20 protein-coding genes and 2 pseudogenes are annotated in these 23167 nt (G+C 72.0%); 19 read left to right on the top strand and 3 right to left on the bottom strand.

Annotation, left to right across the window (positions count from 1 at the left end; all coding sequences use genetic code 11):
* Window positions 1–10 precede the first annotated feature (10 nt).
* From AC02VZ_RS12530 to AC02VZ_RS12500, 7 genes are all read left to right on the top strand, one after another.
* A complete protein-coding gene (locus tag AC02VZ_RS12530) occupies window positions 11–1069 on the top strand; it encodes an ABC transporter ATP-binding protein (protein WP_476475387.1) in 1059 nt (352 codons plus the stop codon).
* Window positions 1062–2210 (top strand): ABC transporter ATP-binding protein, encoded by a 1149-nt coding sequence (locus AC02VZ_RS12525; protein WP_476475386.1) that lies wholly within the window; start codon window positions 1062–1064, stop codon window positions 2208–2210. The genes AC02VZ_RS12530 and AC02VZ_RS12525 overlap by 8 nt, the downstream gene beginning before the upstream one ends.
* Window positions 2211–2424: 214 nt before the next feature.
* On the top strand, window positions 2425–4062 hold the full coding sequence (locus AC02VZ_RS12520; protein WP_432057150.1) for a peptide ABC transporter substrate-binding protein: 1638 nt from the start codon (window positions 2425–2427) through the stop codon (window positions 4060–4062).
* Window positions 4063–4069: 7 nt separating this feature from the next.
* Window positions 4070–4993, top strand: a complete 924-nt coding sequence (locus AC02VZ_RS12515) for an ABC transporter permease (RefSeq protein ID WP_362091303.1) — start codon at window positions 4070–4072, stop codon at window positions 4991–4993.
* Window positions 4986–5975, top strand: coding sequence for an ABC transporter permease (locus tag AC02VZ_RS12510; protein WP_432057149.1), 990 nt, complete (start codon window positions 4986–4988; stop codon window positions 5973–5975). Before AC02VZ_RS12515 ends, AC02VZ_RS12510 begins: the two co-directional genes overlap by 8 nt.
* Before the next feature lie 9 nt (window positions 5976–5984).
* Window positions 5985–6968, top strand: coding sequence for an ABC transporter ATP-binding protein (locus AC02VZ_RS12505; RefSeq protein ID WP_476475385.1), 984 nt, complete (start codon window positions 5985–5987; stop codon window positions 6966–6968).
* Window positions 6961–8010, top strand: a complete 1050-nt coding sequence (locus tag AC02VZ_RS12500; RefSeq protein WP_476475384.1) for an ABC transporter ATP-binding protein — start codon at window positions 6961–6963, stop codon at window positions 8008–8010. Before AC02VZ_RS12505 ends, AC02VZ_RS12500 begins: the two co-directional genes overlap by 8 nt.
* Before the next feature lie 372 nt (window positions 8011–8382).
* Here AC02VZ_RS12500 and AC02VZ_RS12495 read toward each other — a convergent pair whose 3' ends face one another.
* Entirely contained in the window at window positions 8383–10545 is a 2163-nt protein-coding gene (locus AC02VZ_RS12495) for a S9 family peptidase (RefSeq protein WP_476475383.1), read from the bottom strand.
* 199 nt (window positions 10546–10744) lie between these two features.
* Here AC02VZ_RS12495 and AC02VZ_RS12490 point away from each other — a divergent pair, with 199 nt between their 5' ends.
* The 3 genes from AC02VZ_RS12490 (at window position 10745) to AC02VZ_RS12480 (ending at window position 12796) form a co-directional block, all read left to right on the top strand.
* Window positions 10745–10939, top strand: coding sequence for a hypothetical protein (locus AC02VZ_RS12490; RefSeq protein WP_365644993.1), 195 nt, complete (start codon window positions 10745–10747; stop codon window positions 10937–10939).
* An 82-nt stretch (window positions 10940–11021) separates the two neighbouring features.
* The gene (locus tag AC02VZ_RS12485) at window positions 11022–12473 is read left to right on the top strand and encodes an amidase (RefSeq protein ID WP_476475382.1); all 1452 of its coding nucleotides are present in this window, start codon (window positions 11022–11024) and stop codon (window positions 12471–12473) included.
* A 164-nt stretch (window positions 12474–12637) separates the two neighbouring features.
* Window positions 12638–12796 (top strand): hypothetical protein, encoded by a 159-nt coding sequence (locus AC02VZ_RS12480; RefSeq protein ID WP_476475381.1) that lies wholly within the window; start codon window positions 12638–12640, stop codon window positions 12794–12796.
* Between the two features lie 15 nt (window positions 12797–12811).
* On the opposite strand, the gene AC02VZ_RS12475 is transcribed toward AC02VZ_RS12480, so the two are convergent.
* Both AC02VZ_RS12475 and AC02VZ_RS12470 read right to left on the bottom strand, forming a co-directional pair.
* Entirely contained in the window at window positions 12812–13021 is a 210-nt protein-coding gene (locus AC02VZ_RS12475; RefSeq protein WP_476475380.1) for a DUF397 domain-containing protein, read from the bottom strand.
* A pseudogene (locus AC02VZ_RS12470) lies at window positions 13018–13900 on the bottom strand (helix-turn-helix domain-containing protein). The gene AC02VZ_RS12475 and the pseudogene AC02VZ_RS12470 overlap by 4 nt, the downstream one beginning before the upstream one ends.
* A gap of 154 nt (window positions 13901–14054) precedes the next feature.
* Between AC02VZ_RS12470 and AC02VZ_RS12465 the strand changes: the two are divergent.
* From AC02VZ_RS12465 to AC02VZ_RS12425, 9 genes and pseudogenes are all read left to right on the top strand, one after another.
* A complete protein-coding gene (locus AC02VZ_RS12465) occupies window positions 14055–14537 on the top strand; it encodes an ATP-binding protein (protein ID WP_476475379.1) in 483 nt (160 codons plus the stop codon).
* Between the two features lie 228 nt (window positions 14538–14765).
* Window positions 14766–15740, top strand: coding sequence for a helix-turn-helix domain-containing protein (locus AC02VZ_RS12460; RefSeq protein WP_476475378.1), 975 nt, complete (start codon window positions 14766–14768; stop codon window positions 15738–15740).
* 92 nt (window positions 15741–15832) lie between these two features.
* Window positions 15833–16180, top strand: a complete 348-nt coding sequence (locus AC02VZ_RS12455) for an ArsR/SmtB family transcription factor (protein ID WP_476475377.1) — start codon at window positions 15833–15835, stop codon at window positions 16178–16180.
* Window positions 16181–16184: 4 nt separating this feature from the next.
* Window positions 16185–16625: an SRPBCC family protein gene (locus AC02VZ_RS12450; RefSeq protein WP_476475376.1), complete on the top strand. Its 441-nt coding sequence runs from the start codon at window positions 16185–16187 to the stop codon at window positions 16623–16625.
* Between the two features lie 289 nt (window positions 16626–16914).
* The gene (gene mshB / locus AC02VZ_RS12445; RefSeq protein WP_476475375.1) at window positions 16915–17820 is read left to right on the top strand and encodes an N-acetyl-1-D-myo-inositol-2-amino-2-deoxy-alpha-D-glucopyranoside deacetylase; all 906 of its coding nucleotides are present in this window, start codon (window positions 16915–16917) and stop codon (window positions 17818–17820) included.
* Window positions 17817–18230: a DUF6113 family protein gene (locus tag AC02VZ_RS12440; protein WP_476475374.1), complete on the top strand. Its 414-nt coding sequence runs from the start codon at window positions 17817–17819 to the stop codon at window positions 18228–18230. The genes mshB and AC02VZ_RS12440 overlap by 4 nt, the downstream gene beginning before the upstream one ends.
* 192 nt (window positions 18231–18422) lie before the next feature.
* Entirely contained in the window at window positions 18423–20636 is a 2214-nt protein-coding gene (locus AC02VZ_RS12435; protein WP_476475373.1) for a hypothetical protein, read from the top strand.
* 348 nt (window positions 20637–20984) lie between these two features.
* Window positions 20985–22172 (top strand): annotated as a pseudogene (locus tag AC02VZ_RS12430) (sensor histidine kinase); the annotation flags it as partial.
* Window positions 22173–22549: 377 nt separating this feature from the next.
* The gene (locus AC02VZ_RS12425; RefSeq protein WP_476475372.1) at window positions 22550–23164 is read left to right on the top strand and encodes a response regulator; all 615 of its coding nucleotides are present in this window, start codon (window positions 22550–22552) and stop codon (window positions 23162–23164) included.
* Window positions 23165–23167 lie beyond the last annotated feature (3 nt).

Raw genomic sequence — 23167 nt, 5'->3', positions numbered from 1 at the left:
GGAGGCGTACGTGACCATCATCGAAGAAACGGCCGGGACCCCCGCGCCGGAGGGGACCGGGGCGGCGGAACGTCCGCTGCTGGAGGTCCGCGACCTGCACGTGGAGTTCCACACCCGGGACGGCGTCGCCAAGGCCGTCAACGGGGTCAACTACTCCGTGAACGCCGGCGAGACGCTCGCCGTGCTCGGCGAGTCGGGCTCCGGCAAGTCCGTGACCGCGCAGGCGGTCATGGGCATCCTCGACATGCCCCCCGGGCGCATCCCCAAGGGCGAGATCTTCTTCCACGGCCAGGACATGCTGAAGATGTCCGAGGACGAGCGGCGGAAGATCCGCGGCCGCAAGATCGCCATGATCTTCCAGGACGCGCTGTCCTCGCTCAACCCCGTGCTCTCGGTGGGCTACCAGCTCGGCGAGATGTTCCGGGTGCACCAGGGCCTGTCCAAGAAGGACGCCAAGCGCCGGGCCATCGAGATGATGGACCGGGTGAAGATCCCGGCCGCCGCGGCGCGGGTGGGCGACTACCCGCACCAGTTCTCCGGCGGTATGCGCCAGCGCATCATGATCGCCATGGCGCTGGCCCTGGAGCCCGACCTGATCATCGCCGACGAGCCCACGACCGCGCTCGACGTGACGGTGCAGGCCCAGGTGATGGACCTGCTGGCGGAACTCCAGCGCGAGTACCACATGGGCCTGATCCTGATCACCCACGACCTCGGCGTGGTCGCCGACGTCGCGGACAAGATCGCGGTGATGTACGCGGGCCGCATCGTGGAGCAGGCCCCGGTGCACGAGCTGTACAAGAGGCCGGCCCACCCCTACACCAAGGGGCTGCTGGACTCGATCCCGCGCCTGGACCAGAAGGGCCAGGAGCTGTACGCGATCAAGGGGCTGCCGCCGAACCTGACGCGCATCCCGAGCGGCTGCGCCTTCAACCCGCGCTGCCCGATGGCGCAGGACGTCTGCAGCACGGACGTCCCGCCGCTGCACCCGGTGACCGAGCGGGACGGGACCGAACTGGTCGGCCGTGCCTCGGCGTGCCACTTCTGGAAGGAGACGATCCATGGCTGACCTCAGCAAGAAGGACGAGCCGGTCGACGCCACGCCGAACGTCTCCGAGGTGGATGTCGTCAAGACGGGGAGCGAGGCCGAGGAGGTCGCCGCGCTCGACGCCCCGGTGGAGCGCGGTGAGCCGATCCTCCAGGTCCGCAACCTGGTGAAGCACTTCCCGCTCACCCAGGGCATCCTGTTCAAGAAGCAGGTCGGCGCGGTGAAGGCCGTGGACGGCATCTCCTTCGACCTGTACCAGGGCGAGACCCTGGGCATCGTGGGCGAGTCCGGCTGCGGCAAGTCCACGGTGGCCAAGCTGCTGATGAACCTGGAGCGGGCGTCGGCGGGTGAGATCTTCTACAAGGGCCAGGACATCACCAAGCTGTCCGGGCGCGCGCTGAAGGCGGTCCGCCGCAACATCCAGATGGTGTTCCAGGACCCGTACACCTCGCTGAACCCCCGGATGACGGTGGGCGACATCATCGGCGAGACGTTCGAGATCCACCCGGAGGTGGCGCCGAAGGGCGACCGTCGCCGCAAGGTGCAGGACCTGCTGGACGTGGTGGGCCTGAACCCGGAGTACATCAACCGCTACCCGCACCAGTTCTCCGGCGGTCAGCGCCAGCGCATCGGCATCGCCCGCGGCCTGGCCCTGAACCCCGAGATCATCATCTGCGACGAGCCGGTCTCGGCGCTGGACGTGTCGGTGCAGGCGCAGGTCATCAACCTGATGGAGGCGCTGCAGGACGAGTTCAACCTGTCCTACCTCTTCATCGCGCACGACCTGTCGATCGTCCGGCACATCTCCGACCGGGTCGGCGTGATGTACCTCGGCAAGATGGCCGAGATCGGCACCGACACGCAGATCTACGACCACCCGACGCACCCCTACACCCAGGCGCTGCTGTCGGCGGTCCCGGTGCCCGACCCGGAGGCCCGCGAGGGCCGGGAGCGGATCATCCTCACCGGTGACGTGCCGTCGCCGGCCAACCCGCCCTCGGGCTGCCGCTTCCGCACCCGGTGCTGGAAGGCCCAGGACAAGTGCGCCGAGGAGGTGCCGCTGCTGGCGATCCCCGAGCGCTTCAAGGGCTCGGACTCCCCGGCGGCCCACGAGTCGGCCTGCCACTTCGCCGAGGAGAAGGACGTGGTCCACGCGGCCTGACGTCCCGTCGGTCTCCGTCGCCCGGAACCCGGCACCCCGTCACGGGGTGGCCGGGTTCCGGCGTGTGCGGGGTGCCCCCGAGGCCGCCCGCATACGTACATACGGCTGGAGTCGTCCCCGGACAGGCGCTGCACAGGTGCGTCGCGCACCCTTTGCCCCGATATTGGCCGGTAAAGGATCAGCGCACGACTGCGCACGTACGAGGAGGCACTCCATGCGCGGAGCCACGCACGCCACATGGGTCGTTTGCGCGGCGGTGGTCGCCCTCGCGGCGACGGCCTGCGGAGGCGGGGACGGCAACGGTGGGGGGAGCGGCGACGCCGGCGCGGTGCTGAGTGCCTCGTGGGGCGACCCGCAGAACCCGCTGGAGCCCGCCAACACCAACGAGGTTCAGGGCGGCAAGGTGCTCGACATGATCTTCCGCGGTCTCAAGCGCTACGACCCGGAGACCGGCGAGGCCCAGAACATGCTGGCCGAGAGCATCGAGACCTCGGACTCGCAGAACTTCACGATCAAGATCAAGGACGGCTGGACCTTCAGCAACGGCGAGAAGATCACCGCCCAGTCCTTCGTGGACGCCTGGAACTACGGCGCCAGCCTGAAGAACAACCAGCGCAACGCCTACTTCTTCGGCTACATCGAGGGCTACGACGAGGTCCACCCCGAGGACGGCAGCGAGCAGAGCGCCGACACCATGTCGGGGCTGAAGGTCGTCGACGAGAGCACCTTCACCGTCAAGCTCAGCCAGAAGTTCTCCACCTTCCCCGACACCCTCGGCTACAACGCCTTCGCCCCGCTGCCGAAGGCGTTCTTCGACGACCACGCCGCCTGGGTCGCCAAGCCGGTCGGCAACGGCCCGTACATGGTCGACTCGTACACCAAGGGCTCGCAGATGTCCCTGCGCAAGTGGGACGACTACCCCGGTGACGACAAGGCGCAGAACGGCGGGGTGGACCTGAAGGTCTACACCGACAACAACACCGCCTACACCGACCTCATCGCCGGCAACCTCGACCTCGTCGACGACGTGCCCGCGGCCCAGCTCAAGAACGTCCAGAACGACCTCGGCGACCGCTACCTCAACACCCCGGCCGGCATCATCCAGACCCTCGCCTTCCCCTTCTACGACGAGGCGTGGGACAAGCCCGGCATGGAGAAGGTGCGCAAGGGCCTGTCCATGGCCATCGACCGCGACCAGATCACCGACACGATCTTCCAGAAGACCCGCACCCCGGCCTCCGACTGGACCTCCCCGGTCCTCGGCGAGGACGGCGGGTTCCAGGAGGGCCTGTGCGGGGACGGCTGCGAGTACAAGCCGGACGAGGCGAAGAAGCTGATCCAGGAGGGCGGCGGGCTGCCCGGCGGCCGGGTCACCATCACCTACAACGCCGACACCGGCTCGCACCGCGAGTGGGTGGACGCGGTGTGCAACTCCATCAACAACGCGCTGGACAACGACCGCGCCTGCACCGGCAACCCGGTCGGCACCTTCGCCGACTTCCGCAACCAGATCACCCAGCAGAAGATGAGCGGCCCGTTCCGCGCCGGCTGGCAGATGGACTACCCGCTGATCCAGAACTTCCTCCAGCCGCTGTACTACACCAACGCCTCCTCCAACGACGGCAAGTGGTCCAACGAGGACTTCGACAACCTCGTCGACCAGGCCAACCAGGAGACCGACACCGCCAAGGCCGTCGACCTGTTCAAGCAGGCCGAGGAGGTCGTCCGCGACAACATGGCCGCCATCCCGCTGTGGTACCAGAACGGCAGCGCCGGGTGGTCCGACCGGCTGTCCGACGTCAAGCTCAACCCCTTCAGCGTCCCGGTGTACGACCAGATCAAGGTGAGCTGAGCCCGGCATGGGACGGTACGTCGTCCGGCGGCTGCTCCAGATGATCCCGGTGTTCATCGGGGCCACGCTGCTGATCTTCCTCATGGTCAACGTCATGGGCGACCCCATCGCCGGGCTGTGCGGCGAACGCCGGTGCGACCCGGCGACGGCGGCCCAGCTGCGCAAGGAGTTCGGCCTCGACAAGCCGGTCTGGCAGCAGTACGTGACCTACATGGGGAACGTCTTCACCGGCGACTTCGGTACGGCGTTCAACGGCCAGGAGGTCACCGAGCTGATGGGGACGGCCTTCCCGGTCACCATCCGGCTCACCCTGGTCGCGATCTTCTTCGAGATCGTCATCGGCATCACCCTCGGCGTGGTCACCGGACTGCGCCGGGGGCGCCCCGTCGACACCGGCGTCCTGCTGCTCACCCTCGTCGTCATCTCCGTCCCCACCTTCGTCACCGGCCTGCTGCTGCAACTGCTGCTCGGCGTGAAGTGGGGGTGGATCCGCCCGTCGGTCTCCTCCGAGGCACCGCTGGACGAACTGCTGCTGCCCGGACTGGTGCTGGCGTCGGTGTCCCTCGCCTACGTCACCCGGCTCACCCGTACCTCCATCGCGGAGAACCGGCGCTCCGACTACGTGCGCACCGCCATCGCCAAGGGGCTGCCCCGGCAGCGCGTCATCACCCGGCACCTGCTGCGCAACTCGCTCATCCCGGTGGTCACCTTCATCGGCGCCGACGTCGGCTTCCTGATGGGCGGAGCGATCGTCACCGAGCGGATCTTCAACATCCACGGCGTCGGCTACCAGCTCTACCAGGGCATCCTGCGGCAGAACACCCAGACCGTCGTCGGCTTCGTCACCGTGCTCGTGCTGGTCTTCCTGGTCTGCAATCTCGTCGTCGACCTCCTCTACGCCGTACTCGACCCGAGGATCCGCTATGCCTGACCGCCACCACCATCACGAACCGGAGGACAACGCCGTCACCGACACGGGAATGGGCGGCACCATGGACCTGGGCATGGACGAGGCGGAGACCCTGGAGAGGACCCCGGGCGGCCCGGAGGGCACCGGCCCGCAGGCCAAGCCGCGCTCCCTGTGGTCCGACGCCTGGCGGGACCTGCGCCGCAACCCCGTCTTCATCGTCTCGGCGCTGGTCATCCTGTTCCTCGTCGTCATCTCCCTGTGGCCGTCCCTGATCACCTCCGGCAGCCCGCTGGCGTGCGACCTGGCCAGGGCCCAGGAGGGCTCCCAGGCCGGACACCCCTTCGGCTTCGACGGCCAGGGCTGCGACGTCTACACCCGCACCGTGTACGGCGCCCGCACGTCCGTCGCGGTCGGCGTGCTCGCCACGCTGGGGGTGGCGATCCTGGGCAGCGTGCTGGGCGCGCTGGCCGGCTTCTTCGGCGGGGTGGGGGACTCGGTGCTGTCCCGCATCACCGACGTCTTCTTCGCCATCCCCGTCGTCCTCGGCGGGCTGGTGCTGCTCTCGGTGATCACCAGCAACACCGTCTGGCCGGTCATCGGCTTCATCGTGCTGCTGGGCTGGCCGCAGCTGTCCCGCATCGCGCGCGGCTCCGTCATCACCGCCAAGCAGAACGACTACGTGCAGGCGGCCCGCGCGCTCGGCGCGTCCAACTCCCGGCTGATCTTCCGGCACATCGCGCCGAACGCGATCGCGCCGGTCATCGTCGTCGCCACCATCGCGCTCGGCACGTACATCGCCCTGGAGGCCACCCTGTCCTACCTCGGCGTCGGGCTGAAGCCGCCCAGCGTCTCCTGGGGCATCGACATCTCCGCCGCCTCCCCCTACATCCGCAACGCCCCGCACGCCCTGCTGTGGCCCTCCGGTGCCCTGGCGATCACCGTCCTGGCGTTCATCATGCTCGGCGACGCGGTGCGCGACGCCCTCGACCCGAAGCTGAGGTGAACCGCCGTCATGCTGCTCGAAGTGCGTGACCTGCACGTGGAGTTCCACACCCGGGACGGGGTCGCGAAGGCCGTCAACGGCGTCAGCTACGGCGTGGACGAGGGCGAGACGCTGGCCGTGCTGGGCGAGTCGGGCTCCGGCAAGTCGGTCACCGCGCAGGCGATCATGGGCATCCTCGACATGCCGCCCGGCCGGATCACCGGCGGCCAGGTGCTGTTCCAGGGCCGGGACCTGCTGGCCCTGAAGGAGGACGAGCGCCGCAAGGTGCGCGGCGCCGAGATGGCGATGGTCTTCCAGGACGCGCTGTCCTCCCTGAACCCGGTGCTGTCGGTCGGCGACCAGCTCGGCGAGATGTTCACCGTGCACCGGGGCATGTCCCGCAAGGACGCCCGCACCAAGGCCGTGGAGCTGATGGAACGGGTGGGCATCCCGGCCGCCCGGGAACGCGTCCGGCAGTACCCGCACCAGTTCTCCGGCGGCATGCGCCAGCGCATCATGATCGCCATGGCGCTGGCCCTGGAGCCGGCGCTGATCATCGCCGACGAGCCGACCACCGCGCTCGACGTGACGGTCCAGGCCCAGGTGATGGAGCTGCTCGCGGAACTCCAGCGGGAGTACCGGATGGGCCTGATCCTGATCACCCACGACCTCGGCGTGGTCGCCGACGTGGCCGACCGCATCGCGGTGATGTACGCGGGCCGGATCATCGAGACGGCACCCGTGCACGACCTCTACAAGGCGCCCGCCCACCCCTACACCCGCGGTCTGCTGGACTCCATCCCGCGCCTGGACCACAAGGGCCAGGAGCTGTACGCCATCAAGGGACTGCCGCCCAACCTCATGCACATCCCGCCCGGTTGCCCCTTCCACCCCCGCTGCCCGATGGCGCAGGACGTCTGCCGCACCGACGTGCCCCCGCTGTACGACGTCACCGACGCCGACTCCGACCGGGGGAGTGCCTGCCACTTCTGGAGGGAGTGCCTCCATGGCTGAGCCGATTCTGGAGGTCAGCGGCCTGGTCAAGCACTACCCGCTGACCCGGGGCGTGCTGTTCAAGAAGCAGATCGGCGCCGTGAAGGCCGTCGACGGGGTGGACTTCGCGCTGGGCCGGGGCGAGACGCTGGGCATCGTGGGGGAGTCCGGCAGCGGCAAGTCCACGGTGGCCAAGATGCTCGTCAACCTGGAGCGTCCGACCGCCGGGTCGATCCGCTACAAGGGCGAGGACATCACCCGGCTGTCGGGCCGGGCGCTGAAGGCGGTCCGCCGCAACATCCAGATGGTCTTCCAGGACCCGTACACCTCGCTCAACCCCCGCATGACGGTCGGCGACATCGTCGGCGAACCCTTCGAGATCCACCCCGAGGTGGCGCCCAAGGGCAACCGGCGCAAGAAGGTCCAGGACCTGCTGGACGTGGTGGGCCTCAATCCGGAGTACATCAACCGTTACCCGCACCAGTTCTCCGGCGGCCAGCGCCAGCGCATCGGCATCGCCCGCGGCCTCGCGCTGAACCCGGAGATCATCGTCGCCGACGAGCCGGTGTCCGCGCTGGACGTGTCGGTGCAGGCGCAGGTGATCAACCTGATGGACCGGCTGCAGAACGAGTTCGACCTGGCGTACATCTTCATCGCGCACGACCTGTCGATCGTCCGGCACATCTCCGACCGGGTCGGCGTGATGTACCTCGGGCGGATCGTCGAGACCGGCACCGACAGCGCGATCTACGACCACCCCACGCACCCCTACACCCAGGCGCTGCTGTCGGCGGTCCCGGTGCCCGACCCGGAGGCCCGGGAGCACCGGGAGCGGATCATCCTCACGGGTGACGTGCCGTCACCGACCAACATCCCCTCGGGCTGCCGGTTCCGCACCCGGTGCTGGAAGGCCCGGGAGCGCTGCGCGGTGGAGGTGCCGCTGCTGACGGTGCCCGAGGTGTTCCTCGGGGCGAGCGGCCCGGTCGCCCATCCGTCCGCCTGTCACTTCGCGGAGGAGAAGCGGGTGGTGGCGCCGGAGGAGCGCCCGGACGACCGGCGGTAGCGATCCGCGTCCGGGGGTAGCGAGCGGCGTCCGGCCGGGGGTAGCGAGCGGCGTCCGGCCGGGGCAGTGGTCGTCGTGCGGCCGGGGGCTTCGCTGCCGCCGGGCCCCCCGCCGGGGTGTAACGGGCGCGCAACGCGCCGGACCACACGGCGACATACGGGCGGACGACACTGGACGACGTACGGCCGTGCGGGTGCCGTGGACGGGCCGGGACGCTGCCATGTCGTCCCGGCCCGTTGCCGTGCCCGCGTTGTTGCCCCGCGTTGCTGCCCCGGGCTGCGGTGCCGGGGGGCGGGGCCGCCGGGCGGCCGGTGCGCCCGGCACGGGAGGCGGGCCCCAGCCGTCCGGTGCGCCGGTCCTGACGTGGCCCCGTCAGCCGGTCCGGCGGTCCATGCCGAGGGACCGCTTGAGGAAGTCGACCTGGAGCAGCAGCAGGTTCTCCGCGACCTGCTCCTGCGGGGTCATGTGCGTGACGCCGGACAGGGGCAGCACCTCGTGCGGGCGTCCGGCGGCCAGCAGGGCGGAGGACAGCCTCAGGGCGTGGGCGACGACCACGTTGTCGTCGGCGAGGCCGTGCACGATCATCAGCGGGCGGTGCGGGTCCGCCGGGGACGACAGGCCGTCGTCGGTGACCAGCGAGCTGTGCGCGTACACCTCCGGGTGCTCGGCCGGGTCGCCCAGGTAGCGCTCCGTGTAGTGCGTGTCGTACAGCCGCCAGTCGGTCACCGGGGCGCCGGCGATGCCCGCGTGGAAGACGTCGGGCCGGCGCAGGACGGCCAGCGCCGCCAGGTAGCCGCCGTAGGACCAGCCCCGGATCGCCACCCGGGAGAGGTCGAGCGGGTGGGAGTCCGCGAGGGCGTGCAGCGCCTCGATCTGGTCGTCGAGGGTGAGGGTGAAGTCGTGGTGGACGGCCTTCTCCCAGGCGGGGGAGCGGCCCGGGGTGCCCCGCCCGTCGGCCACGACCACCGCGAAGCCCTGGTCGGCGAACCACTGGGAGGTGAGGTGGGGGTTGTGCGCGGCCAGGACGCGGGCCCCGTGCGGGCCGCCGTAGGGGTCCATGAGCACCGGCAGAGGGGTGTCACCGGCGTAGTCCCGAGGCATAAGCACGGCGCACGGAATTCGGCGTGCGCCCCCCTGGGTGAGGGTCACTCGGGGGGACAAACCGGGATCTTCGGCGTAGGAGGGGACGGTCGCCGTCGGTTTCCCGTCACGCAGCACCCGCACGCGCGCACCCGGTCGGTCGAGGGTCGCCGAGACCAGCACGGTCAGCTCGCCGGAGCGCACCGCCGTGTGGACGCCGGGCTCCTGCGAGACGCGCTCCACGCCCAGTTCGTTGACCCGGTACACATGGACCTCGCCGAGGTCCGGCTCGTCCGCCTCGGCGCCCGCCGACGCCGAGACCAGCACGTCGTCGGCGGACACGTCCAGCACCGCCCGTACATGCAACTGCGGTCCGGTCAGGGGTCGTTCGCCGACCACCAGCCGTCGTGCGCCGCCCTCGTCCGCGATCCGCACCAGCTGCCCGGACGGGCTCCAGCACGGGACGCCGGGGAAAAGATCAAGCCAAACCGGATCTTCGTCGGCGTGCACCATCCGGGTCGCCCCGGAGTCCGGGTCCACGGCCAGGATCAGCTGTGCGCGCTGGTCGCGGGCCTGGACCAGCAGCAGCGGTGCACCCGCCGCTGACCAGTGCACATGCGCCAGATACGGGTAGCGCGCCCGGTCCCAGGCGACCTCGGTGCGCACCCCGTTCAGGTCGAGGACGAACAGGCGTACGTCGGCGTTGGCCGTGCCGGCGGCGGGGTACGCGACCCGGTGCGGCTCCCGTTCCGGGCGGGCCGGGTCGGCGATCCACCACCGGTCCACCGGGGTGTCGTCGGCCCGCGCCACGAGCAGCCGCTCAGAGTCCGGCGACCACCAGAACCCCCGTGAACGCCCCATCTCCTCGGCCGCGATGAACTCCGCGAGGCCGTAGGTGACGTTCTCCTGCTCGGGGGGCGCGAGGGCCCGGTCGTCCGCCCCCTCCGCGCCGACGACCCGCAGGGCGCCGCCGCAGACGTAGGCGACGTGGCGGCCGTCGGGGGAGGGACGGGGGTCGATCACCGGTCCGGGGACCGGCAGTTCGCGGGTCGTCCCGGCTGGCAGTTCGGCCGTGAACAACCGCCCTGACAAGGCGAAAGAGGCCAACTCCACGGCCGCGTCGGTCGCGTAGCCGACGATGCCGGCCCCGCCCTCACGACTGCGTTCGCGCCGGGCCCGCTCCTGCGGCGACAGGTGCTCCGACGCGCCCCCGAGGAGGGCGCGCGGGTCGGCCGCCACGCGCTCCCCGGGCTTCTCGGAGCCGGTGGAAGGCCCCTCGCCGGGGGTGCCGGTGTCCAGCACCCACAAGCCGGTCGCCCGGTCCGTTCCGGAGGCGGAGCGCAGGAACACGACACGGGAGCCGTCGGGCGCCACGGTGAAGGAACGCGGGGCGCCGAGCGAGAAGCGCTGGGTACGGGCGTGCCGTCGGGGGAAGGAGTCAGCCTCGGTCGTCATGCCCTGACCATATTGGCCATGCGCCCCCTTGTGCGGCCGTGCGCCGACCGATGCGCACGTACGGATAGTTATGATCGTTAGCGCATAGTGGGTATGAACCTGCTGGCACCTCTACAGATGTATCCGCTCCCGTTCAACTGCCCCATGCTCCTGCCGTATTCCTACCCCCGCGTCCTGGGATCTTTGGAGGTGAGCCGCCGTGGCACTCTCGATTTCGGCGGTGGTGCTGCTGGCGATCATCGTCTTCCTGCTGATCAAGAAGTCGGGCCTGAAGGCCGGCCATGCGGTGGTCTGCATGCTGCTGGGCTTCTACCTCGCGTCGTCGACCGTGGCGCCCACGATCAGCGAGCTGACGAGCAACATCGCGGGCATGATCGGCAGCATCAAGTTCTGACCGGCGCTGCCCCCTCGCGTGTTACCCGCCGGTAAGCAATGATGGCGGAGCCATCATTCACGCGCGCAGGGCGGAGCCGACGGTGACCACTTCCGAGGACCGGAGCGAGGCACGGCACGAGGGACGGGACGGGGGACGCACCGGCGTGCACGTCTTCCGGGACGACGCGCTCGGCGACCACGACGCGGTCTCCCTCGCCGAGGCGATCCGCCGGGGCGAGGTGAGCGCGGCGGAGGCCGCCCGGGACGCGGCGGCCCGGGTCCGGGCCGCCGACGAACTGCTGCACGCCGTCCAGGTGCACCTCGACCCCCCGGCCCGGAGCGCGGACGGTGGCGGTGCGCTCGCCGGGGTGCCGACCCTCGTCAAGGACAACACCGAGTACCAGGGCCTGCCCACCGGCCACGGCAGCCTCGCCTTCGCCCCCAGGACCGCCCGGCGGCACGCCCCCTTCACCCGCCAGTTCCTCAGCACCGGCGTCACCGTCCTCGGCAAGACCCGGCTCCCCGAGTTCGGCTTCAGCCCCAGCACGGAGTACGAGCAGGGCGAGCCGGTCCGCAACCCCTGGCACACCGGCCACTCCGCGGGCGGCTCCTCGGGCGGCAGCGCGGCCCTCGTCGCCGCCGGGGCGGTGCCGATCGCGCACGCCAACGACGGCGGCGGCTCCATCCGCATCCCGGCCGCCTGCTGCGGACTCGTCGGCCTCAAGCCCACCCGGGGCCGCATGGTGGCGAACGCGCAGGGCCGCCAACTGCCCATCGACCTCGTCACCGACGGCGTGGTCAGCCGCTCGGTGCGCGACAGCGCCGCCTTCCTCGCGGCGGCCGAACAGCACTGGCGCAACCCCAAGCTGCCGCCCGTCGGCCTCGTCGAGGGCCCCTCGGACCGCCGGCTGCGCGTCGGGCTCCTGGTGGACTCCCCGAACGGCGTCCGCTCCGACGACGACACCCGGACGGCGGTGACGGAGACGGCACAGCGCCTGGAGCGGCTCGGCCACACCGTCGAACCGGTGGACCTGGCCATCGACCCCCACTTCACCGAGGACTTCCTGACCTACTGGGGCATGCTGTCGTTCCTCATCGGCGTCACCGGCCGGCGGATCGGCGACGACTTCGACCGCACCCGCATGGACGCCCTCAGCCGCGGCCTACGCGAGACCTACGTCGGCAGGTGGCGCACCACGCCCGGAGTGCTGCGCCGGCTCAGGCGCACCCGCCTCGCCTACGCGGCGGCGTTCCGCGGCCTCGACGTGATCCTCTCCCCGGTCCTCGCCCACACCACCCCGAGGCTCGGCCACCTCAGCCCGGCCGTCCCGTACGACACCCTGATCCAACGGCTCGTCGACTACGTGGCGTTCACCCCGGTCAACAACGTCGTCGGCACCCCGTCGATCTCGGTCCCCGCCGACCACATGACCCCGGACGGCCTCCCCATCGGCGTCATGTTCTCCGGCCGCCCCGGCGCGGAACGCCTGCTGCTGGAGTTGGCGTTCACCCTGGAGGCCGACCGGCCGTTCCGGGGGGTTCGGGACGTGTGAGTGCCCGGGCGCCGGGCGTCCCGCCGCCGGTGGCGCCGGGGCGGTGCGTCCTCGGCGTGCCGGGGCGGAACCGGACCCCGTCCCCGTAGCGGTGAAAGCGGTCGCGCAGACCGACAGGGTCGTCGCTCAGCTCTGGAACTACTGCAACGTCTCCCGGGACAACGGTGTGTCCACTGTCCCTCGACGGCACTGACAGCGGCCTGCCGCCCGAGGTGATCGCCGAGGCGGTCGTCCGCGACCTCGAGTCCGCCCTGAGCGAGTTCACCGCCATCGCCCGCTCACGGGGCGGCGACGCGGACGTACCGGTGGCCGGGGTCGAGTAGCAGGAGGCCGTCGGATCAGCCCTCGACCGCGTACGGCAGGAAACCGGCCCACGCGGCGGGGGTGAAGGCGAGCTGAGGGCCGCCGACATCCTTCGAGTCACGGACGTGCACGGTGGCGGGTTCGGTGGCGATTTCGACGCAGGAGTCGCCCTCGCTGCTGCTGCTGTAGCTGCTCTTGAACCACGCCAGGCCGGAGACGTCCCCGGACGAGGTCTTGCGGCTCATGTCTCCCCCAGCAGTTGCTCGATAAATGAGGCTGTCTCACGTGGCGTGGGCCTGGGCTCGGATGATGCCATACCGCAGTTCCAGGATACGGAGCTGCTTAGGTTCGGTGACCGGTCGGCCGTTGGCAACTGCCGGGCTGCGGCCCACCATCGAGCCATCCTCGAACTTCAGCACTTCGATGCCGCCCGCCAGCCCAGCATGCTCCTCGTGATCCATCAGCATCACTTGGAGTTCTACGTTGCGCATCTTGCCCAACTCCAACAGGTGTTCGAGTTGTTGACGCAGCCTTGCCTTGCCACCCAGCGGACGTCGAAGCGTCCACTCCTCCAGGACGAAACTCAGGTCGGGAGCACACTCCCTGTCGAAGACCGCCTTGCGGGCCACACGTGCGGAGATAAATCGCTCCACTTCGTCCGCGGTGTAGGCAGGACGCCTCATGAGGAGTAGCCCGCGTGCGTACTCGGGCGTCTGCAACAGTCCGTGAATGTTCAAGGGATCGTAGAGCTGAAGCTCAACCGCCCGCGCCTCCAACTGTGCGAGATCCCGAACCTTCTTCGGATACCGAACCTTCTTCACGTCCTCCTGCATCGCCGCGATGAGCCCACCGGCGTTGAGTACATCGTCCGCCTTGTCCAAGTACTCGGGCCGGGGGATCCGCTTCCCCGTCTCGATCTTGTAGACGAGATCCGCGCCGTACCCGGCGGCTCTGGCGAAATCATTGACCCGCATCCCCGCCGCCTCCCGCCGCAGCCGCAACTGGCGCCCCACCGTGGCCACCACGGCCAACGCCCAGTCGTCGTCCGGGTCGACCTCCCATCCCGGCTCGTCCGCCTGACCCGCTTCCGTCCCGACCCGCACCGCCTCATCGCTCACCGACATGTGTGCCCCTCCGTAGGGTTGCGACGTCTTGTTCCGCCCTGTTCGCAGGAGCTACTTCGACAGTCTGGACAGAGCCCGTTGAACTCTGGACCGTAGCTCTACGTAACAGTTCAATCACGCGTCTCAGTATGTCCAGTCGGCCACGCTCGGTGATGTGAATCAGCAAACTCAGGGAATCGCCGAGCCCGGGGCCCGACACGAACCCGAAGCCGCCGTCAGGAACTTCAGCGTGCTGCTGTCGTCCACCCCCCGCGGGGCCCGCCTCGCCCGCCTGCTCGCCGTGGACACGCTCCGGAGTTGGGGCCTCCCGGACGAGCGGGCCGGCCATGTCGTCGCGGAACTGGCGGCCAACGCGGCTACGCACGGCCGCCTCCCCGGCCGCAGCTTCCGCCTGACGCTTTACGTGGTCGGCGCCACGCTCCGTATCGAAGTCACGGACACGCGAGGTGAACGGCTGCCCGAGCCGCAAGTGCCGGATGCAGGGGCGGAGTCGGGCCGGGGCCTGCTGCTCGTCGAGGCGCTGGCCGACCGCTGGGGGGTGACCGAAGGGCGGTTCCCGCGCAAGACCGTCTGGGCCGAACTGGGGTATCGGGCACCGCAGCCCGCACCCCCCTGCTCCGGTGGTCTCGGCGACTGAAGGACAAAGAACCAAGGGGAAAACACCGCAGCCAAACCCGACCCTTCCGCCTGTGGCCGTACTCACTCGGGCGGGTGAACATCTCCGCTTCGGCTGGATTTCAGGCCCTCCCAGGCCCGACGCTCAGCGCAACGCACCACCACGACCACCACAGACATGAGTCGGCCCCCGCCGGGACCACCAATCCCAAAGCGAGGGCCTGACCACCGAGGAAGAGGAAGCTTCCCGATGGGTACCCAGAACCCTAGCGCGCCCCCGCGCGCACAGGCCCGCATTGCGGGCGACAAGCACCCGGACCGTCGGCCGGGCGGCGCGGCTCGCCGTACCGGCGGGCTCCAGCACGACAACACCCGCCACACCAGCCGCTTCACGGTGATCGGCAACCACCTCGCCCAGCACCGCCACCTCTCGCTGCTGGCCATCGGGCTCGGCACGCACCTCCAGTCGCTGCCCCAGGGCGCCCCGGCCGACATCAAGACGCTCGCCGCCCGCTTCCCCGAGGGAGCCACCCGGATCGCCGCCGCCCTGCGCGAGTTGGAGTGCCACGGCTACCTGCGCCGTGAACGCGTCCGCACCCCCTCCGGTCGCATCGTCAGCCGGACGGTCTCCTGCAACCAGCCTGCGACGGCGGCCCGGAGCCACCCGGGGCCCTCGCCCCGCCCCGCCGACCTGCCCGAGCGTGCGGCAGCCCCGGCGCCGGAAGCGGACGTGCCTCCCCAGCCGTGTCCGCGGGAACCCTGCGAGGAGCGTGCGCCCCGGGCCGCCCGTGAGCCGCGAACGCCCCGCAAGCCGCTCCCCGCCGTGCCCCGCCCCGAGTGCCACGTGCCGGGACTGTTCCGGGCCGCCGCCGACCTCCTCGCGGACCTGCGGCGCCACGACGTGCGGTTGCTCCTCTCCGAGTCCGACACCGCCCACCTGACCCCCGGCGTCGCCGCCTGGCTGGAGCGGGACGTCACCCCCGCGGCCGTGCGCCGTGCCCTGACCGCCGACCTGCCGCCCGAGGGCCTGCGGCGCCCCGCCGCCTTCCTGGCGCACCGCCTCGCCGCCCAGCTCCCGCCCCCGGCCCCGTACCGCGAGCCGGCCGCCATCCCACCGCCCGCTCGGCCCCGGGTTCCGCTGCAGAACTGCGACGGCTGCGACCGCGGCTTCCGCGCGGCCGAGCCCGGTCTCTGCCGGGAGTGCCGGGAAAGGCGTAAGACGTGATCAGGGGTTCCCAGGGCCTGTGCTCCCGCCCGGACCGGCGCCCGCCTGTGCATGCCGTTGCCGTTATATAACCGACGGCATATGTTGAAGGGGTGTCCCTGCCCTTCGATGTCCTGGCCGACCCCACACGACGGCGTGTGCTCGGGTTGCTGCTCCGGCGGCCCCGTCACGTCGGGGAGATCGCCCACGCCCTCGACATGAGCCAGCCGCGGGTGTCCAAGCACCTGCGGGTGCTGCGGGACGCCGGGCTCGTCACCGTGCGGGCGGAAGCGCAGCGCCGCTGGTACGAGCTGCGCCCGGAACCGCTGGCGGAACTCGACGCCTGGCTGGAGCCGTATCGCCGACTGTGGACGGAACGCCTGGACGCCCTGGAACGGCACCTGGACACGATGCCCGACATTCCCGAGCAACAGCCGCGTCAGGCAGCCGAGGAGCAGTGACACGATGAGCGCGAGCAGGACCACCACCATCGACGGTCGGCCCGCCCTGCGGTTCGAACGTCACCTGAACCACGGCCGGGAGAAGGTGTGGACGGCCGTCACCGATCCCGGGCATCTCAGCCAGTGGTACCCGCTGCGGGTCACCGAGCTGGAGCCGGGGGTCGGCGGCCGGATCGTCTTCGACGACGGCGAGGGCACCGTCTACACGGCCACCATCACCCACTACGACCCCCCGCGGGAGTTCGGCTTCGACGAGCACGACCCGGACGGCAAGGAGCGGGAGTTCGACGACCACGTCAGGATCGAACTGCGCGACGAGGGGGCCGGTTGCCTCCTGGTGTTCACGCACGTCATGGCCGATCCCTCGATCGCCGAGGGTGCGTCCGGAGGCTGGCAGGCGTGCCTGGACGAACTCGTGGCGCGGCTCGAGACGGCTGCACCCTGAGGCGGGCGGCGCCCGCCGGGGCGGCCGTGCGCGGGTCACGTCACCCCGGCTCGCCGGTCCGACCCTGACCGGTCGCACGGCACGTCTCTGCCGGGAATGCCGACCCTGACCGGTCGCACGGCACGTCTCTGCCGGGAGTGCCGGCCCGGGCGGGGAGCGGCCGTCCGACGCGGAACCGGCGCGCGCCGCAGGGGCGGGGGCCGGGGTCCCGGCGGCGCGAACGGTCTGTCGGGGTGCGGGGGCGAGGACCGCCCCTCATAGGGAGGACCGCCCCTCATAGGGTGGACCCATGACCGAATCGCCCACCCCCGGCCCGCGGCCGGAGGAACCCGCCGCCGGCTCCGCCCGGCGTCTGCTGCTGGTGCACGCGCACCCGGACGACGAGTCGATCACCAACGGGGCCACCATGGCCCGGTACGCCGCCGAGGGCGCCCACGTCACGCTGGTCACCTGCACGCTGGGGGAGCGGGGCGAGGTCATCCCGGCCGAGCTGGCCCACCTGAGCGGCGCCGCCCTCGGGCAGCACCGGCTGGGCGAGCTGCGCGAGGCGACGCGGGCGCTCGGTGTGACGGACGTGCGGCTGCTCGGGGGCGCCGGGCGCTTCAGCGACTCCGGGATGATGGGGCTGCCGGACAACGACGACCCCGGCTGCTTCTGGCAGGCCGACGTAGACCGGGCCGCCGCGCTGCTCGCCGAGGTGATCCGCGAGGTGCGGCCCCAGGTCCTGGTCACCTACGACGACAACGGCGGCTACGGGCACCCCGACCACATCCAGGCCCACCGCGTCGCCATGCGGGCCGTGGAGCTGGCGGACGGGGAGGGCGGCTGGACGGTGCCCAAGGTGTACTGGACCCGCACCCCCCGTTCCGTGGCCGAGGAGGCGTTCGCGCGCCTCGCCGACGACCTCCCGGACCTGCCCTTCGACCGGGCGGCCTCCGTGGACGACGTGCCCGGCGTCGTCGACGACGCCCGCGTGACCACCGTGATCGACGGCACCGCCCACGCCGCCGCCAAGGCCGCCGCGATGCGCGCCCACGCCACCCAGATCACCGTCGCCGAACCGTACTTCGTGCTCTCCAACGAACTGGCCCAGCCGCTGTTCACCACCGAGTACTTCGAGTTGGTGCGCGGCGAACGCCCCGGTGCGCCGGAGACCGACCTGTTTGCCGGAACCGGAGCCGGGGAGACCTCATGAGTGACCGCACCACCTCCCTGCTCACCCAGCCGCCGCGCCTCCCGTCCGGCCGTCGGATCGCCGCCCACCTGGGCCTGTTCGTGCTCGGCGCCGTGGTCGCGCTGGCCGGGGCGCTGGTGCAGGCGGGCTGGTTCCCGGCGGGGCTGCTGCTGGCCCTCGCGGGCGAGGCCGGGCTGTGCCTGGGAGCCTCCCGGGCCGTGCGCTCCCGGGGCGGGGGTGTGGCCGCCGCCGCGGGCTGGACGCTCGCCGTCGTCCTGCTCACCACCAGCCGGCCGGAAGGTGACTTCCTGTTCGCCGCGGGAAGCGGCTCCTACCTCTTCCTGCTCGGGGGCATCGCCGTTGCTGTGATCTGCGCCACCCTGGGGCCCGGACGGCAACCGGACGGCGGCCCCGGCCGACTTGCCACATGACGTACTCCTTCGCCGTTCCACGGGCGTGCGGGTCCGGTGCGGGTTTCCCCAGGAGTCGTGGGAAAGCGGCCGGATGCGGCCAGTATGGTGGTGCGCGCCGCCGAGCCTCCCCCGAACTCGGCCTCGCCCGAGCCGGGGGGATCTCCGTCGTGAGGTCGAGACGGGCGGCGGAGCCAACCGGGAGAACCTGCCTTGAGTCGTGAAACTGACACTCCGTCCACCGGGCCCGAAGGGCGCGGGGGAGCCGCCTACCCGTCGGGCACCCCGCCCTACGGGATCCCGGCGATCCCGGACGAGGGTACGGACGCGGGCCGTTCGGCCGCGCGGCCGGAGGACCGCAAGACCGAGACCACGCTGACGACCCGGATCCGGATCAACATCCCCGGATCCCGGCCCATTCCGCCGGTCGTCGTGCGTCAGCCCGTCAAGGACAAGGACAAGGACGCCAGGGACACCGGGGACACCGGCGACACGGCGAACGGGCCCGGCGCGGACGGCGGGACGCTGGCCGCAGGACCCGGCACGTCGGCCGGACCGGCCGAGGCCACCGCACCCGGCGCGCCCGCCCCGCTGCCGACCCGCCCCACGGGCGGCGGCCGGCCGAGCACCCCGAAGACCGAGGAGAAGCCCACCAGCGACTGGTTCGCGCCCCGCAAGTCCCCGGCCGCGAAGGGCGGTACGGGGTCCGGTCCCGCCAACGGGTCGGCCCCGGCGGCCGGTTCCGGAACGCCCGGCGGCACGGGCGCGGGCGGCGGCACCCCGAACGGCGTCCCGGGGCCCGGTGCCCGGGCGGGCGGGGGACGCCCCGGCGGTGTCGTCGGCGGCATGAACGTCCCGGGCGGCTCCCGGCCCCCGGGCACGAACGGTTCCGCGCCCGGCACCGGCTCCACCAACGGTGCCGGACTCCCCGGCGCGACCGGCGGCCCGGTGGCTCCCGGGCACGGCGGCGGCACCGGCTCCTTCGACGTGACCGAGGCGCTGGCCGGCGGGACGCGTCCGGGTCAGGGCGGCTCCGGCGAGCCGGGCCGCGACGACCTGCCGTACTCCCCCGACGGCGGCCCCGCCGGGCCCACGACCGGCCCCGTCACCGGGACCGGCGGTCCGCTGGGCGGCCCGGGCGGTCCGGACGCTCCCGGGCGGCCCGGAGGCGGCGCGACCGGACCGGGCGCACCGGGCGCACCGGGCGCACCGGGCGCGCAGGGCCAGGGCGGCGTGCCCGGCGGCGGGCTCAGCGACGACACCGCGATCCTCACCCCGCAGATCCAGGCCCCGGAGCCGGGCCCCGGCTACGGCGCCCGTCACGACAACGTCTCCGGGAACACCGTCACCAGCGGCATCCCCGTCGTCCCGGCGAGCGCCGCCTTCGACGCGGACACCCCGGCCGGCGGCCCGCGGACCCACACGCCCCCCAAGCTGCCCGAGCCGGCCCCCGCGCCCGCCGCGAGCTCCGCGAAGCCGGCGAAGAAGAAGGGGCGCAGCAAGCTGGTCCTGCTCGCCGGCGGCCTGGTCTTCCTCGGCGGCGTCGCCTACGGCGCCGGGCTGCTGATGAACCACTCCGACGTGCCCAAGGGCACCACCGTGCTCGGGGTCGACATCGGCGGCGGCACCCGGGACGACGCCGTGCAGAAGCTGGACGCGGCACTCGGCGACCGGCTGAACGAGCCGCTGAAGCTGACCGTCGGCGGCAAGACCGTCGAGCTGGAGCCGGACAACGCCGGCCTGCAGTTCGACGCCGACGCCACCGTCGCGGACGCCGCCCGGAGCGACTACAACCCGGTCTCCGTGATCGGCTCCCTGTTCGGCAACCAGCGGGCCGTGGACCCCGTCATGCCCGTCGACGAGGAGAAGCTGCACGCCGCCCTGAACGACGTCGGCGGCACGGCCTCGAACACCGACGGCACGATCAAGTTCGTGTCCGGCAAGGCCGTCCCCGTGTACGGCAAGCCCGGTGAGGGCATCGACGTCGACAAGTCGACCGAGGCGGTCGCGGCGGCCTACCGCACCCAGGTCGAGACCGGCGCCTCGTCCCCGGTCACCGTGCCGACGACGACCCGGCAGCCCACGGTCAGCAAGGCCGAGGTCGACCGGATGATGAAGGAGTTCGCCGAACCGGCCATGTCGGCCAACGTGACCGTGCAGACCGACGCGGCCCACTCCATCCCGATGAGCCCCGAGAACTCGCTGTGGAAGTTCCTCCGGGTGGAGGCCGTGAACGGCAAGCTGGTCGACAAGCCCGACCTGGGCGCCCTGAAGAAGCTGTACGGCCAGACCTTCGACGGCGTGCTGATCACCCGGGGCAACGGCGAGAAGACGCCCGTCACCCCGCAGGACGTGTACGGGGCGCTGCGTAAGGCACTGATGAGCAAGACGGACCGGGTCGCGGTGATCGAGACCGACCCCAGCTGACGCGCCACGCCTGACACCTGACACACCAGCCATCCGAGCCTGACCTCTGGCATCGGACAGCCTGGCATCAGGCAGCCTGACCTCTGGCACCGGGCGTTCGACGCCTGGCGCCTGGCGCCCTGCGCTTGGCACCTGTCAGGCCGCCGCCCGCCCTCCGGCGGACGGCGGCTGACGGCCGTCGGCGCCCCCGGCCACGCCGTCCGCCGGCCGGGGCGGGTATGACATCCGTCATCCGCCGTCCGGGACCCGGGGCACTGCCCCCGGGGCGTCCGGCCGGGCCACGATGGTCGTATGAGGACAGCGACGAGGGCCACCGGCAGCTCCTACGGCGGGCTGGGCGCCGCAGCCATGGGCAAGCGCCCGGAGAACCGCAGACAGTGGCTGGTGAAGGCGCTGTGGTCGGGCATCTGGCTGGTCTTCCTCAGCGCGCCCGTGATCGACCTCCTGGAGGGTGGCCACGGCCCGGCCGCCCAGGTCCTCGGCTGGAGCGGGCTCGTCGTCTTCGTCGCCGGCTACCTCACCCTGGTCTTCCGCACCGGCCGCAGCGAGCGCAACGGCACCGCCCTGCTGGTGCTGGCCCTTCTTTGCGTGGAGTCCGGTGCCCTGGTCCTGTTCCTGGGCCGGGAGTGGCTGGTGCTGTTCGTCTACGTGGCCATCGCCTCCGGGGCGGCCCTGCCCCTGCGGCTGGCCTGCTGGACCATCCCGGGAGCGTCGGCCCTGATGGCGGGCGCGGCCCTGATCGTCCCGGACGGGAAGGTGTTCCTCGTCGGCCTCCTCGTGCCCGCCCTGCTCGGCGGCTTCGCCATGACCGGCGTGCGCGAACTCGTCCGGACCACCATCGCGCTGCGCGAGGCCCGCGCCACCGTCGCCCAGCTCGCCGCCAACGAGGAGCGCCTGCGGCTCGCCCGTGACCTGCACGACCTGCTCGGCCACTCGCTCTCGCTGATCACGCTCAAGAGCGAACTGGCCGGCCGGATGCTCCCCGGGCAGCCGGAACTCGCGGCCCGGCAGGTCGCCGACATCGAGCAGGTCAGCCGCCAGGCGATGACCGACGTGCGGGAGGCCGTCAGCGGCTACCGGCGGCCCCGGCTGGGCAGCGAGATCGCCGGCGCCCGGGTGGCGCTGGCAGCCGCCGGGGTCCACGCCGACCTGCCCGCCGAACCCGGCCTCGCGGACGTCCCCGAGGAGAGCGAGTCCGCCCTGGCCTGGGCACTGCGGGAGGCCGTCACCAACGTCGTCCGGCACAGCGGGGCGGGCCGCTGCACGGTCGAACTGCTGCGCCGCCGCACGGTGGACGGCCGCCCGGTGCTGGAACTGTCCGTCGAGGACGACGGCTCCGGCGGACCGGCCCCGCACGGCGACAGCCGCTACCGCGGTGACTCACAGGGCGACAGCCGGTACCGCGGTGGCCCACAGGGCGACAGCCCGTACGGCAACGGCCTGACCGGCCTCGCCGAGCGGCTGCACGCCGCCGGCGGTGCCCTGGAGGCCGGTCCCACCGGGCAGGGCTTCCGGCTGGTCGCCCGGGCGCCACTGGCGGAACCCGAGCCGCACGCGGCGGACACGAATACGGACACGGCGGCGGACCCGGAGACGGACCGGGGATCGGAGTCGAGCACGGAACAGGGCACGGAGTCCGGGGCAGGCCCCGGGGCGGAGGGCGGCGCTGACCTCGGGGCGGAGGGCGGCGTGGACCCGGGGGCGGAGACCGTGTGCTCGGGATCGGACCCGGGGGCGTACCCCAGGGCGGAGGGCTCGGAGCCGGGACCGGTGCCGGAGGAGGGCCCGGAGACGGGCTTCGGGGCGGAGGGTGCGGGCACCGGGCCGGAGCAGAGCCCGGGAGGAGCGGGCCCGGGCGCCCGGCCGGATCAGGGCCCGGGGGCGGGCTCCGGGGCGGACGTAGGATCCCGCGCATGAGCCGCACGATCAAGGTCCTGCTCGCGGAGGACCAGTCGATGGTCCGCGAGGCCCTGGCCGCCCTGCTGGGCCTGGAGGACGACATCGAGGTCGTCGCGCAGGTCGCCCGCGGCGACGAGGTGCTGGCCGCCGCCCGGGAGCACGCCGTGGACGTCGCCCTGCTGGACATCGAGATGCCCGGCGCGAACGGCATCGAGGCCGCCGCGCTGCTGCACCGCGAACTGCCCGGCGTGAAGCTGGTCGTCCTCACCACCTTCGGCCGGCCCGGCTACCTGCGCGGTGCCATGGAGGCCGGTGCCGACGCCTTCCTGGTCAAGGACGCCCCGGCCGCCCGACTCGCCGCCGCCGTGCGCACCGTGCTGGCCGGGGGGCGGGTGATCGACCCGACGCTCGCCGCGGCGGCCCTGGCGGACGGCGCCAACCCCCTCACCGAGCGGGAGCGCGAGGTCCTGCGCGCCGCCGCCGACGGCTCCACCAACGCCGAACTCGCCGGTGCCCTGCACCTGTCCCAGGGCACCGTCCGCAACTACCTCTCCACCGCCATCCAGAAGCTGGCCGTCCGCAACCGCACCGAAGCGGTCCGGGTGGCCCGGGAGAAGGGCTGGCTGTAGGGG

The sequence above is a fragment of the Streptomyces sp. 3-6 genome, from assembly GCF_056323165.1.
Note: the sequence above shows the minus strand (reverse complement) of the source record. Positions and strands in the feature narration are given on the sequence as shown.

Bases quoted from the DNA above. Each gene is read 5' to 3' on its own strand.
- AC02VZ_RS12525 (WP_476475386.1), top strand. From the start codon at position 1,062: ATGGCTGACCTCAGCAAGAAGGACGAGCCGGTCGACGCCACGCCGAAC.
- AC02VZ_RS12520 (WP_432057150.1), top strand. From the start codon at position 2,425: ATGCGCGGAGCCACGCACGCCACATGGGTCGTTTGCGCGGCGGTGGTC.
- AC02VZ_RS12515 (WP_362091303.1), top strand. From the start codon at position 4,070: ATGGGACGGTACGTCGTCCGGCGGCTGCTCCAGATGATCCCGGTGTTC.
- AC02VZ_RS12510 (WP_432057149.1), top strand. From the start codon at position 4,986: ATGCCTGACCGCCACCACCATCACGAACCGGAGGACAACGCCGTCACC.
- AC02VZ_RS12505 (WP_476475385.1), top strand. From the start codon at position 5,985: ATGCTGCTCGAAGTGCGTGACCTGCACGTGGAGTTCCACACCCGGGAC.
- AC02VZ_RS12500 (WP_476475384.1), top strand. From the start codon at position 6,961: ATGGCTGAGCCGATTCTGGAGGTCAGCGGCCTGGTCAAGCACTACCCG.
- AC02VZ_RS12495 (WP_476475383.1), bottom strand. From the start codon at position 10,545: ATGACGACCGAGGCTGACTCCTTCCCCCGACGGCACGCCCGTACCCAG.
- AC02VZ_RS12475 (WP_476475380.1), bottom strand. From the start codon at position 13,021: ATGAGCCGCAAGACCTCGTCCGGGGACGTCTCCGGCCTGGCGTGGTTC.
- AC02VZ_RS12460 (WP_476475378.1), top strand. From the start codon at position 14,766: ATGGGTACCCAGAACCCTAGCGCGCCCCCGCGCGCACAGGCCCGCATT.
- AC02VZ_RS12450 (WP_476475376.1), top strand. From the start codon at position 16,185: ATGAGCGCGAGCAGGACCACCACCATCGACGGTCGGCCCGCCCTGCGG.
- mshB (WP_476475375.1), top strand. From the start codon at position 16,915: ATGACCGAATCGCCCACCCCCGGCCCGCGGCCGGAGGAACCCGCCGCC.
- AC02VZ_RS12440 (WP_476475374.1), top strand. From the start codon at position 17,817: ATGAGTGACCGCACCACCTCCCTGCTCACCCAGCCGCCGCGCCTCCCG.
- AC02VZ_RS12425 (WP_476475372.1), top strand. From the start codon at position 22,550: ATGAGCCGCACGATCAAGGTCCTGCTCGCGGAGGACCAGTCGATGGTC.